The sequence below is a fragment of the Burkholderia sp. AU39826 genome (assembly GCF_020419965.1).
Classification (GTDB): Bacteria; Pseudomonadota; Gammaproteobacteria; order Burkholderiales; family Burkholderiaceae; genus Burkholderia; species Burkholderia semiarida.
Map to the genome: position 1 here is coordinate 99,480 of NZ_JAIZQG010000023.1, position 12,144 is coordinate 111,623.

Annotated in this window: 9 protein-coding genes, 2 rRNA genes and 1 riboswitch; of the genes, 5 read left to right on the forward strand and 6 right to left on the reverse strand. The window is 64.8% G+C overall.

The window, feature by feature from the left end:
- Positions 1-2 precede the first annotated feature (2 nt).
- On the forward strand, positions 3-1,328 hold the full coding sequence (locus LGM42_RS28130; RefSeq protein ID WP_060315178.1) for an MFS transporter: 1,326 nt from the start codon (positions 3-5) through the stop codon (positions 1,326-1,328).
- A 109-nt stretch (positions 1,329-1,437) separates the two neighbouring features.
- Here LGM42_RS28130 and metE read toward each other — a convergent pair whose 3' ends face one another.
- On the reverse strand, positions 1,438-3,732 hold the full coding sequence (gene metE / locus LGM42_RS28135; protein ID WP_226233955.1) for a 5-methyltetrahydropteroyltriglutamate--homocysteine S-methyltransferase: 2,295 nt from the start codon (positions 3,730-3,732) through the stop codon (positions 1,438-1,440).
- 127 nt (positions 3,733-3,859) lie between these two features.
- Between metE and LGM42_RS28140 the strand changes: the two genes are divergently transcribed.
- On the forward strand, positions 3,860-4,768 hold the full coding sequence (locus LGM42_RS28140) for a LysR family transcriptional regulator (RefSeq protein ID WP_059575575.1): 909 nt from the start codon (positions 3,860-3,862) through the stop codon (positions 4,766-4,768).
- Positions 4,769-4,790: 22 nt separating this feature from the next.
- Here LGM42_RS28140 and LGM42_RS28145 read toward each other — a convergent pair whose 3' ends face one another.
- Positions 4,791-5,513: a CbtA family protein gene (locus LGM42_RS28145; RefSeq protein ID WP_059575577.1), complete on the reverse strand. Its 723-nt coding sequence runs from the start codon at positions 5,511-5,513 to the stop codon at positions 4,791-4,793.
- 13 nt (positions 5,514-5,526) lie between these two features.
- On the reverse strand, positions 5,527-5,736 hold the full coding sequence (locus tag LGM42_RS28150; protein ID WP_034175140.1) for a CbtB domain-containing protein: 210 nt from the start codon (positions 5,734-5,736) through the stop codon (positions 5,527-5,529).
- A gap of 32 nt (positions 5,737-5,768) precedes the next feature.
- A riboswitch (cobalamin riboswitch) is annotated at positions 5,769-5,912 on the reverse strand.
- Between the two features lie 46 nt (positions 5,913-5,958).
- On the opposite strand from LGM42_RS28150, the gene LGM42_RS28155 reads away from it, so the two are divergent.
- The 3 genes from LGM42_RS28155 to LGM42_RS28165 all read left to right on the forward strand — a co-directional run bounded on the left by LGM42_RS28155 (position 5,959) and on the right by LGM42_RS28165 (position 9,352).
- Complete coding sequence (locus LGM42_RS28155) at positions 5,959-6,546, forward strand: histidine phosphatase family protein (RefSeq protein WP_060316909.1); 588 nt, start codon at positions 5,959-5,961, stop codon at positions 6,544-6,546.
- A gap of 164 nt (positions 6,547-6,710) precedes the next feature.
- The gene (locus tag LGM42_RS28160; protein WP_059575581.1) at positions 6,711-8,303 is read left to right on the forward strand and encodes an inorganic phosphate transporter; all 1,593 of its coding nucleotides are present in this window, start codon (positions 6,711-6,713) and stop codon (positions 8,301-8,303) included.
- A gap of 287 nt (positions 8,304-8,590) precedes the next feature.
- Complete coding sequence (locus tag LGM42_RS28165) at positions 8,591-9,352, forward strand: 2OG-Fe(II) oxygenase (protein ID WP_099317842.1); 762 nt, start codon at positions 8,591-8,593, stop codon at positions 9,350-9,352.
- Positions 9,353-9,628: 276 nt separating this feature from the next.
- Here the strand turns inward: LGM42_RS28165 and LGM42_RS28170 are convergent, their stop codons facing one another.
- From LGM42_RS28170 to LGM42_RS28180, 3 genes are all read right to left on the reverse strand, one after another.
- Positions 9,629-11,053, reverse strand: a complete 1,425-nt coding sequence (locus LGM42_RS28170) for an MFS transporter (protein WP_226233957.1) — start codon at positions 11,051-11,053, stop codon at positions 9,629-9,631.
- Between the two features lie 563 nt (positions 11,054-11,616).
- Positions 11,617-11,729, reverse strand: a 5S ribosomal RNA gene (rrf, locus tag LGM42_RS28175).
- Between the two features lie 225 nt (positions 11,730-11,954).
- Positions 11,955-12,144: ribosomal RNA gene (locus tag LGM42_RS28180) — 23S ribosomal RNA — on the reverse strand; the annotation flags it as partial.

Below are 12,144 nucleotides of genomic sequence, written 5' to 3' on the forward strand. Positions count from 1 at the left end.
AGATGGGGACTTCCGTCAAGCAACCGAAGCGTGCGGCGCTCGCTTCGTTCGTCGGCACCACGATCGAGTGGTACGACTTCTATAGTTATGCGACCGCCGCCGCCATCGTGTTCGGGCCGCTGTTCTTTCCCGGCGAAAACCGCTTCATCAGCCTGCTCGCATCGTTCGGCTCGTTCGCGGTCGGTTTCTTCGCGCGGCCGCTCGGCGGCGTGATGTTCGGCTATCTCGGCGACCGCTTCGGCCGCAAGCGCTCGCTGCTCGCGACGCTGATGCTGATGGCCGTGTCGACGGTCGCGATCGGCCTGCTGCCCACCCATGCGCAAGCCGGCGTGATCGCACCGATCCTGCTCGTGCTGATGCGCGTGCTGCAAGGCATCGCGGTCGGCGGCGAATGGGGCGGCGCGGTGCTGCTCGCCGGCGAGCATGCACCCGAGGGCAAGCGCACGTTCTTCGCGTCGTTCGCGCAGTTGGGCAGCGCGAGCGGCCTGATCCTGTCGATGCTCGCGTTCGGCGCGATCAGCACGCTGTCGAAGGACGACATGATGAGCTGGGGCTGGCGCGTGCCGTTCCTCGCGAGTTCCGTGCTGCTGATCGTCGGCTTCGTGATCCGCGCGAGCGTGTCGGAATCGCCCGAGTTCGAGGAAGTCAGGAAGAGCGGCAACATCGCGCAAAAACCGCTGCGCGAAGCGCTCAAGGTCTGGCCGCTGCTGCTGCTCGCGATCGGCGCGAACGTTTACGGGATCGCCGGCGTGTATTTCAGCAACATCTTCATGATCAGCTATGCGACGCAATTCCTGTCGCTCGACCGGTCGATGGTGCTGCATTGCATGACGATCGTCGCGGTGCTGCAGTTCGTCGTGCAGCTCGCGGCCGCGTTCCTCGCGCAGCGCTTCGGCACCACGCGCGTGCTGCTGATTACCGGCGCCTGGGCGATGATCGTCCCGTTCGTGATGCTGCCGCTCGTGCACCTGGGCACGCCGGTGTCGATCACGATCGGCGTCGGACTCGCGACGCTCGCGGAATCGGGCTACTACTCGGTCGTCGCGGGCTTCGTCAGCGGCATCTTCGTCGCGCGGATCCGCTATACGGCGATCTCGATCGCGTACCAGGTGTGCGGCGCGCTCGCCGGCGGCCTCACGCCGCTGGTCGCGACCATCATCGCGCAGCACGCCGCGCCGCAATGGTGGCCGCTCGCGCTCCAGTACACGAGTGCGGCCGTGCTGTCGTCGCTCTGCGTGTGGCTGATCTCGCGCCGCGTCCGCATCGACGATGCGGGTGCGCCCGGCAAGACGAACGACGCGCTGCCGCGCGGCACGCGCACCGCGTAGCGCTCGACGCGTGGTGCACATCCATGCATGACAAAAAACGACCCGCTGCCGCGGGTCGTTTTTTTCGTCCGATCGTCGATCGCGACGGTACCGCACCGCGTTCGCTGCGTCACTGCACCTGATTGCGTAGCGTCTTCGCGGCGGCGACCATGTTCGTCAGCGCCGGAATCACTTCCGCCCACTGCCGCGTCTTCAGCCCGCAATCCGGGTTCACCCACAGACGTTCCGCCGGAATCCGTTCGGCCGCCTTCTTCATCAACCCGACGATGTGATCCTGCGTCGGAATGTTCGGCGAATGGATGTCGTACACGCCCGGCCCGATTTCATTCGGATACTTGAACGTGTCGAACGCGTCGAGCAGCTCCATGTCCGAGCGCGACGTCTCGATCGTGATCACGTCGGCATCCATGTCGGCGATCGACGCGATGATGTCGTTGAATTCCGAATAGCACATGTGCGTGTGGATCTGCGTATCGTCCTGCACCCCGTTCGCGGCGATGCGGAACGACTCGACTGCCCACTTCAGGTATTCGCTCCATTGCGCGCGGCGCAACGGCAGACCTTCGCGCAGCGCCGCTTCGTCGATCTGGATCACGCGCACGCCCGCCTTCTCGAGATCGAGCACTTCGTCGCGGATCGCCAGCGCAAGCTGGTAGCACGATACCGAGCGCGGCTGGTCGTCACGCACGAACGACCAGTTCAGGATCGTCACCGGGCCGGTCAGCATGCCCTTCATCGGCTTGTCCGTCAGTGACTGCGCATAGGCGATCCACTCGACCGTCATCGCCTTCGGGCGGCTGATGTCGCCGAACAGGATCGGCGGCTTCACGCAGCGCGAACCGTACGACTGGACCCAGCCGAACTGGCTGAACGCGTAGCCGTCGAGTTGCTCGCCGAAGTATTCGACCATGTCGTTGCGCTCGGCTTCGCCATGCACGAGCACGTCGAGTTCGAGCGACTCCTGTTCGCGCACGCTGCGTTCGATCTCGGCCTGCATCGCCGTGCGATAGCCGGCTTCGTCCAGCGCGCCGGCCTTGAACCGGCTGCGCGCCTGGCGGATCTCGGCGGTCTGCGGGAACGAACCGATCGTCGTCGTCGGGAACGCCGGCAGGTTCAGTCGCGCCGACTGCTTCGACGCACGCTGCGTATAGGGGCTCGCACGGTTGCCGAGCTGCGTGTCGATGCTCGCGATCGCGGCCTTCACCGCCGGGTTGTTCACGCGCGGCGAGCGGCGGCGCGAGTCGATCGCGGCGGCATTCGCGGCGAGCGCGTCGGCCACCTTGTCGCGGCCTTCGTTCAGCGCGGTCGCGAGCACCTTCAACTCGTCGAGTTTCTGCAGCGCGAACGCGAGCCACGAGCGGATCTCCGCGTCGAGCTTCTCCTCGCTCGCGAGATCGACCGGCACATGCAGCAGCGAGCACGACGGCGCGAGCCACAGCCGGTCGCCCAGTTGCTTCGCGAGCGGTTCGAGCCAGTCGAGCGTCGCGTTCAGATCGGTCTTCCAGATGTTGCGGCCATTGATCGCGCCCACCGACAGCACGCGGTCTGCCGGCAGTTCACGCACCAGCGCGTCGACTTCGTCGCGTGCGTTGATCGCGTCGATATGCAGGCCGTCGACCGGCAGCGACGCCGCGAGCGTCAGGTTGTCCTGAAGCTGGCCGAAGTACGTGGCGAGCAGCAGCTTGATGCGGCGCGTTTCCAGCGCCGCGTACGCGGTGCGCAATGCCTGGCGCCATTCGGCATCGAGTTCGGTCACGAGAATCGGCTCGTCGATCTGCACCCATTCGACGCCCTGCGCGGTCAGCGTGTCGAGCAGCGCGCCGTACACCGGCAGCAGCTTCGGCAGCAACGCGAGGCGATCGGAATCGTCCTTCGACTTGCCGAGCCACAGGTACGTGACGGGGCCGAGAATCACCGGTTTCGCGCGCACGCCCTGCGCGTTCGCTTCGGCCAGTTGCTGCAGCAGACGCGACGGATCGAGCGAGAAATTCGTATCCGCGTGGAACTCCGGCACGATGTAGTGGTAGTTCGTGTCGAACCACTTCGTCATTTCGCCGGCCGCGACACCGCCGCAGCACGCCGCGTGTTCTTCCGCCGACTGTGCCGAACGGCCGCGCGCGACGCGGAAATAGTTGTCGAGCGCATCGCCGTGGAAATCCTGCACGCGCTTCGGCAGGTTGCCGAGCGTGAAGCTCATGTCGAGCACCTGGTCGTAGAACGCGAAGTCGCCGATCGGCGCGAGATCGAGATCACGCTGGTCGTGCCAGTGGCGCCGCCGCAACTCGGCGCCGAGCGCCTTCAGTTCGTCGCGCGACGATTCGCCCTTCCAGTAGCGTTCGAGACCGAACTTGAGTTCGCGCTTCGCGCCGATGCGCGGAAAACCGAGGTTGTGTGTCGTGACCATGAAGCTGCCGTCCAGAGAAATATGAAGATCCGGCAGCCATCATAGGGATTTCAAACCATGAAATAAAATGGCATTATTTCATTCATCCATTAACATTCTTCATGTATTCGTGGAATGAGCGCCATCCATGCTGGAACGATTCCATCTCGTCGTCATTCGTGAAGTCGAGCGCCAGGGCTCGCTGACCGCGGCGGCCAATGCATTGCACCTCACGCAGTCGGCGCTCAGCCATACCGTCAGGAAAATCGAGCAGCAGCTCGGCACACCGATCTGGGACCGGGAAGGCCGCGGCCTGCGGCTCACGCAGGGCGGGCAGTATCTGCTGAAGCTGGCGAACCGGCTGCTGCCGCAGTTCGAGCTCGCCGAGGAACGGATGAAGCAGTACGCGAAGGGCGAGCGCGGCACGCTGCGCATCGGGATGGAGTGCCACCCGTGCTACCAGTGGCTGCTGAAGGTCGTGTCGCCGTACCTGTCGCGCTGGCCCGACGTCGACGTGGACGTGAAGCAGCGCTTCCAGTTCGGCGGCATCGGCGCGCTGTTCGGTTACGACATCGACGTGCTCGTGACGCCCGATCCGCTGAACAAGCCGGGGCTGCGTTTCGATCCCGTGTTCGACTACGAACAGGTGCTCGTGGTCGCGGATTCGCACCGGTTCGCGCATGCCGACTACGTGACGCCCGCGCAGCTGACCGACGAGATCCTGATCACGTACCCGGTCGAAACCGATCGGCTCGACATCTACAACCAGTTCCTGACGCCGGCCGGCATCGTGCCGAGGCGGCACAAGTCGATCGAGACGACCGACATCATGTTGCAGATGGTCGCGAGCGGGCGCGGCGTGGCCGCGCTGCCGCGGTGGCTCGCGGACGAGTACGCGGACCGGATGCCGGTCGTGCCGGTCAAGCTCGGCAAGAAGGGCATCGCGAAGCAGATCTTCCTCGGCATCCGTGAAGCGGATGCATCGATCGACTATCTGGCGGCGTTCGTCGCGCTGGCGCGCGAATCGACGTGGAGCGCGCCGCGCATGCTGCGCTAGGCGCGCCCGGTTGCCCCGCGCGTCAGGCGGCGCGCATTCCCGCGCGCTCGCCGCGCTCGACCCATGCGCCGAACAGCAGGCCGATCGTCGTCCACATGATCACCTGCATGCCGATGGCCGCCACGCGGAATTTCCACAGCAAGGCCGCCGGGAAATCGGCCGGCAACTCGCTGACCGACGGCAGCCCGATCTGCACGGCCGCGATGATCGCGACGAACACGAGCCCGGCGACGATCGACGCGTTCCACTGCCCGAGCTTCGCCAGCAGATGGCGGCGCACGCTGACCGAGAACACCATCGTCGCCACCGAGATCGCGATCATCAGGAAAAACAGGCCCGTGCGATAGCCGATCGTGTCGGGGTCGCCGACCGACGGCGGATTGGCCGGGTACTTGAGGTTCGGCACGATCACGAGCGCGACGAACGCCGCCAGCGCGAGCCACGCGGCGAGCGGGCGCGCCGGCAGGCGGCTGCCGCGCCCGTATGCATACGCGAAGACCAGCGAGAACAGCCCGCCGAATGCCGCGCCGTAGGTCACGACGCCCGTCAGCAGCCCGAGGCCGGCCTGCGTGTGGCGGCTGACCAGCTCGGGCTCCGGCGCCTCGCCTTGGGCGGCGGTGGTTTTTTCCTCGAAGGCGATTGCCTGATCGACCTGCGGTTCGCCGACGATTTTCGCGAAACCGAACGTGAGGAGGCCCGCGGCGATGCCGGCGAGCATCCCGCGCATGAGCAGCTTTCCGACCATCTTTTACTCCGCGTCAGTGGCAGGGAAAGCCGAGCAGATGGCGGCCGTCGTGGACGAATTCGTGTACGACCATGCCCGGCACGAGCGACGTCGCGCCCTGTTCCGCACCGACGAAATAGAGTGCGAGCAGCAGGATCAGGCCGACGAACACGGCCCACGGCAACAGCTCACGGACGGGGATGGGCGCCGGCACGACCGCCGGCTTCAGCACTGCTTCGCTCATGGATGCACCTCAGGGGAATCGCGCCCCGACAAATGATGGATGGGTACGAAGGCAGGTCTGGCTTCCGGGATCATCGATTCTCCGGTTACAGTGGCGCGACCGCGCCGGAATTGCACCGGCTTCCGCGCTTCGTATCGGGCGAATTGTACGCGCGAACGTTCGCGTATTGAAGCGATGCCACATGGGCAAGCGCATCCCGTTCCGGATCATCCGACAACCGACATGACCCTGCCTGCCTCGCTGCGCCTGATCGCGCACGCATCGACCCGCGCCATGCGCACCGGCACGTTTCCCGACGACGATCCGCTCGACGCACTCGGGCTCGCCGAAGCCGCTGCGTTGCGCGGCCGATGGATGGGCGTTGCCGGCTCGCTCGTGCTGTGCAGCCCGGCACGCTGCGCAAGGCAGACGGCCGACGCACTCGGGCTGCACGCCGATATCGACGATGCGCTGCGCGACCTCGACTACGGCAACTGGCGCGGCAAGCGGCTGCACGATCTCGCGCGCGACCTGCCCGACGAACTTGCAGCATGGATCGGCTCGCCGTCCGCGTCGCCGCATCGCGGCGAATCGTTCGACGCCGCCGCGCATCGGGTCGGCACATGGCTGGCCGCATTGCCGCGCGATCGCGATGTCGTCGCGATCACGCATGCACCGATCGTCCGCGCGGCCATCGCGCACGTGCTGCGGATGGATCGCGAGGCGGCCGCCCGCCTCGACGTCGCGCCGCTGTCGTGCACGACGTTCGTCGCGTCGCCCGGCGGCTGGACGTTGGCCGCGACAGACAACGTGCATGACACGGGTGCGTAGGCCACTGTCTCGTTCACGATGTGGGTAGACGATGCGCCCCGACGCGTCACATGCCGCCGCTTGCCTTACATCCCGTAAGACGCACCGTTCGTCCTCCCGACTGTCATCAAACTGACTGCTAGCCGCAGCTAGGATCGGACGCGGTTCCCTCACGAGATGCCGTCATGAATCAACCCGCTTCGTCCTCCCCGCACCATCCCGGCTCCGTCGCACGCAACAGGCAGATCGGTTATGCCGCATTTCTGCTGGTGCTCGTGCTCGGCGCCGTCTATATCGCCACGCACTTGCTCGCCGATCTGGCGCCGGTCCGCGAAGGGACGCTGTTCCCGTATCTGCTGCTCGGCGCCGCGCTGCTGATCGCGCTCGGCTTCGAATTCGTCAACGGCTTCCACGACACCGCGAATGCGGTCGCCACCGTGATCTATACGCATTCGCTGACGCCGAACGTCGCAGTGATCTGGTCGGGCATGTGGAACTTCCTCGGTGTGATGGTCTCGAGCGGTGCCGTCGCCTTCGGCATCCTGCAGTTGCTGCCGGTCGAGCTGATCCTGCAGGTCGGCAGCGGCGCGGGCTTCGCGATGGTGTTCGCGCTGCTGATCGCCGCGATCGTCTGGAACCTCGCGACCTGGTATTTCGGATTGCCGTCTTCGAGCTCGCATACGCTGATCGGCTCGATCATCGGCGTCGGGCTGATGAACCAGCTGATGCACGGGCCGTCCGGCACGAGCGGCGTCGACTGGGGCCAGGCACTCGGCGTCGGCAAGTCGCTGCTGCTCTCGCCGATCGTCGGTTTCCTGTGTGCATCGCTGCTGCTACTCGCGCTGAAGGCCGTCGTGCGGATTCCCGAGCTGTACAAGGAACCGCCGAAGGACCAGCCGCCGCCGTTCTGGATTCGCTGCCTGCTGATCCTCACCTGCACCGGCGTGTCGTTCGCACACGGGTCGAACGACGGGCAGAAAGGAATGGGCCTCATCATGCTGATCCTGATCGGCACGGTGCCCACCGCATATGCGCTGAACAAGGCCGTCACGCCCGCCGAATCGCAGACCTTCGTGGCCGTCGCGAACCAGGCGGCCGCGACGTTTGGGAAGTACACGAACGGCGTCGCGCCGTCCGCGAACCCGCGCGCCGATGTCGAACACTACGTGCAGCATCGTGAACTGACGCCCGCCGTGCTGCCGGCCGTCGCGCAGTTATCCACGTCGCTCGCGACCGCCGTCGGCGCGTCGGGCTCGATGGCGGCCGTGCCGCAGCGCGACGTCGACAACGTGCGCAACACGATGTATCTCGTCTCCGAAGCCATTCGCCTGATCGAGAAGTCGGGCCAGCCCGCGTTCGCGGCCGACGACAAGCTCGCGATCAACAACTATCGCACGCAGCTCGACCACGCGACCAAGTTCATTCCGACGTGGGTGAAGGTCGCCGTCGCGATCGCGCTGGGTCTCGGCACGATGGTCGGCTGGAAGCGGATCGTCGTGACCGTCGGCGAAAAAATCGGCAAGCAGCATCTGACGTATGGACAAGGCGCATCGGCCGAACTCGTCGCGATGCTGACGATCGGCGCCGCCGACGTGTACGGGTTGCCCGTATCGACGACTCACGTGCTGTCGTCGGGTGTCGCGGGCACGATGGCGGCGAACGGCTCCGGCTTGCAATGGAGCACGGTGCGCAGCCTCGTCCTCGCATGGGTGCTGACGCTGCCGGCGTCGATCGCGCTGGCGGCCGGGCTTTACTGGTTGTTCCGGTCGCTGGCCTGATCGCGGACGCGGCGGGTGGCGCCGGGTGCCGGCCATCCGCCGCGGTAGACTAGATCTGTCGCTTCGCTGCCCATCAGTTCGTCCGCTGCTCCGCCGCCTCCCCCCTCCCACCCGTCGCCACCTTCAGTGTGTCAATGGCGCGCCTTCAACGCTTCCCCTTCCCTGTTTGCCGGCCCGAATTAAAGCGCAAGATCTGGAGCGTATCGGCATGTGGACGCCGCTAGACTGGGTTCATCGACTTCCATCGTGAATCCGACCGTGCGCGACCGCACGACGCCGCACTGCCGATGCCCCGAGGTACGCCCGTGAACATTGCCGATCTGCAACCCGCCGTCGACTCGCAGGACATCGCGCAACGCGTCGACACCCTCGACTGGTCGAGCGTCGATGCCGAGCTCGATCGCTACGGATGCGCGCGCGTGCCGGGCCTGATGTCGGCACGCGAGTGCGATGCACTCGCGTCGCTCTATCCGCGCGATGCGCTCTATCGTTCACGCGTCGTGATGGCGCGGCACGGCTTTGGCCGCGGCGAGTACAAGTATTTCGCATATCCGCTGCCCGCGGTCATCGCCGAGCTGCGCGCGACGATCTACCCGCATCTCGCGCCGATCGCGAATCGCTGGAACCAGGCGCTCGGATGCGACGTCCGTTATCCGAAAGACCATGCGACGTTCCTAGACCGCTGCCACGCAGCGGGACAGACGCGACCGACACCGCTGATCCTGCAATACGGTGCCGACGACTACAACTGCCTCCATCAGGACCTGTATGGCGAGCACGTGTTTCCGCTGCAGGTCGCGATCCTGCTGTCGGCGCCGGGCCGCGATTTCAGTGGCGGGGAATTCGTGCTGACGGAACAGCGACCACGCATGCAGTCGCGTGCGGAAGTAGTGCCGTTGACGCAAGGCGACGCAGTGATCTTCGCGGTACACGGCCGGCCCGTGCAGGGAACCCGCGGCGTCTATCGCGTCAACCTGCGGCACGGCGTCAGCCGGATTCGAAGCGGCCACCGCCATACGGTCGGCATCATCTTCCATGACGCGCAATAGCGGGTAGTGGATAGCGGGCATCGGGACGGACGGCTGCTGTCTCGTCCCGCCCCTGTCGCGCATCGCATGCATGGTCGCCGCGGCACCGCACGCTATCGTTCCGAGAACGTTCCGACAAAGCACGATCGACCAGAAGGCCGCGTGCCCGCAATGACCGAATACCGATTGCGCCGACCGTCAAGCGATCCACGCAGAAACGAATCGGCCACTTCAGGGTGAGTGCTGCAAAACATCCGCGCTCACCTGTCGCCCCGCCGATACGATTGGCAGTCCGGCCTATCCTCGCGCCATGTTGGCCCGCAGCCGGTCGCCGGCATCGGAGGCCAGCCGTGCATAGCCCGGCAACGTCAGCAGCGCGAGCACGCCCGCTGCGACGAACGCCCAGCGGAAATCGTCGAGCACGTAGTGCATGCCGGCCGCGTCGCCGCGCCCCCATGCCGCGAGCCGCAGCGACAATGCACCGAACGCGATCCCCATCCCGATCGTCATCTGCTGCGCGGCACTCCACAGCGTGCTGGCCGCGCTCGTTTGCTGAGGCGGGATATCCGCATAGGCCAGCGTCGCGAGCGTCGTGAACTGCATCGACCGCGTGAGCCCGTAGACGAATACGACGAACAGCGTGATCGCCAACGGCGTCGACGCAGTCAGCCAGCCGCATGCGATCGTGAAAATGCCGACGATCGTGACGTCGACGAGCGCAACGCGCCGGAAGCCGTAACGATCAAGGATCCACGACGTGCCCGCCTTCATCCCGAGATTGCCGAGCGCGCTCGCGAGCAGCAGCAGGCCGGACTGAAACGGCGATAGCCCGAAGCCGATCTGGAACAACAGCGGCAGCAGGTACGGGACGGCGTTGATCGCCATCCGCGTGATCGAGCCGGTGATCACGGTCACCGAGAACGTCGGCACCTTCAGCGTCGTGAAATCGAGCAGCGGATGCGCGCAGCGTCGCGCATGCAGCCAAGCGGCAATGCCGAACAGCACGCTCGCGCCCACCAGGGCACCCGCGCGCGTGAAATCGACATCCTGCTGGCCAGCCGCTTCGGTGCCGATCAACAGGCAGGTCAATGCGCCGCCGGCCAGCACGAAGCCGACCCAGTCGAGCGGCCGTTGCTCGCCGGCCCGCGTATTCCGGACGATCAGCCACGTACAAACGAGCGCGGCAAGGCCGAACGGGACGTTCAACAGGAAGATCCATCTCCACGATGCATAGGTCGTGATGAAGCCCCCGATCGGCGGCCCGACGACGGGCGCGACGATCCCCGGCCACGTGATCGTCGCGATCGCGCGCATCAGCCTCGCCTTCTCGGTACTGCGCACGACGATCACCCGCCCGACCGGCACCATCATCGCCCCGCCGACACCCTGCAGCAGCCGGGCAGCCGTAAACGACATCACCCCTTCGGACAGCCCGCACAGCACCGACGCGCCGGTAAAGACGACGATCGCACTCGCAAAGACGGTGCGTGAACCATAGCGATCTGCGATCCAGCCGCTGATCGGGATGAACACCGCCAGCGCCAGCATGTAGGCCGTCATCCCGAGGCTCAGTGCGTTCGGTCCGACGCCGAAGGAGCGGGCCATTTGCGGCAGCGCAGTCGCGATCACCGTCGTGTCGAGGTACTCCATGAAGAAGGTCGCGGCGACGAGATACGGCAAGAAGTCGGTCGTCCGACCACTTTGAGCGGGGCTGTCAGTCATGAACGATGCAGAAGACGGAATACAAAAAGCGCCGACGGCCGGCGGATGCAGGCAAAGCACCGGGAATCGGGACGAGCGATGATATTACCCCGAAGGGCTTACTTCCCGCTCTGCCGGGCATGTCACGCGAATGAACTTTATGCGCATAGATTTTTATGATGATGTCGTGCTGCGATCGTCGAGTAGTGCGTATGACACGGCGCCTCGAAGGACGGGCAGATGCAGGGATTTTTCGTCAGTAGGCAGTATTCATCGATCATTGCCGATCAACATCGCTCATCATCAGCCATCGCAACATCGTCGCCGAATGTGCAATATTGGCCAGAATCGATCCTGAAGACGGATGGTACGGTTAGCGGAAGGAGGTGCTGGGAGATTCAGGACGGTACAACGGCCGCTACCCGAGAATAACGGAGCGCAGGATTGACCGGTCTGCACTGCTATTCATTACGTCGCAGCGGGACTCGGCGTAGGTAGCCTCGGTAATGCTTCGCCGCCGGCCTTTTGGGATGCCGAAATGCAAAAACCCCCGCCTTGTCGGGCGGGGGTTCTTGGCTTAGGGAGCCTGACGATTACCTACTTTCACACGGGAATCCGCACTATCATCGGCGTAGAGTCGTTTCACGGTCCTGTTCGGGATGGGAAGGGGTGGGACCGACTCGCTATGGTCATCAGGCAAAGGGGGTTGTTGCGTTGCTTCGCAGCGCAACCAATCTTGGAAGAAGCAGTAATTTAGGTTGTGTGTATCACACACGAGAATCCAACTTGTCTCATCTTGCTACGCAGGTCGCCGGTACTTCAACCGGCGCGCCGCATCGATCAGCTTCGCTGCTCGACGCTCTGCGTGGGATGCTCGTAAGTGCTGAAGCACTAACGATCATCGACAAGGCAGACTTGTTATAGGATCAAGCCTTACGGGCAATTAGTATCGGTTAGCTGAACGCATTACTGCGCTTACACACCCGACCTATCAACGTCCTGGTCTCGAACGACCCTTCAAGGAGGTCAAGCCTCCAGGGATATCTCATCTTAAGGCGAGTTTCCCGCTTAGATGCTTTCAGCGGTTATCTCTTCCGAACATAGCTACCCGG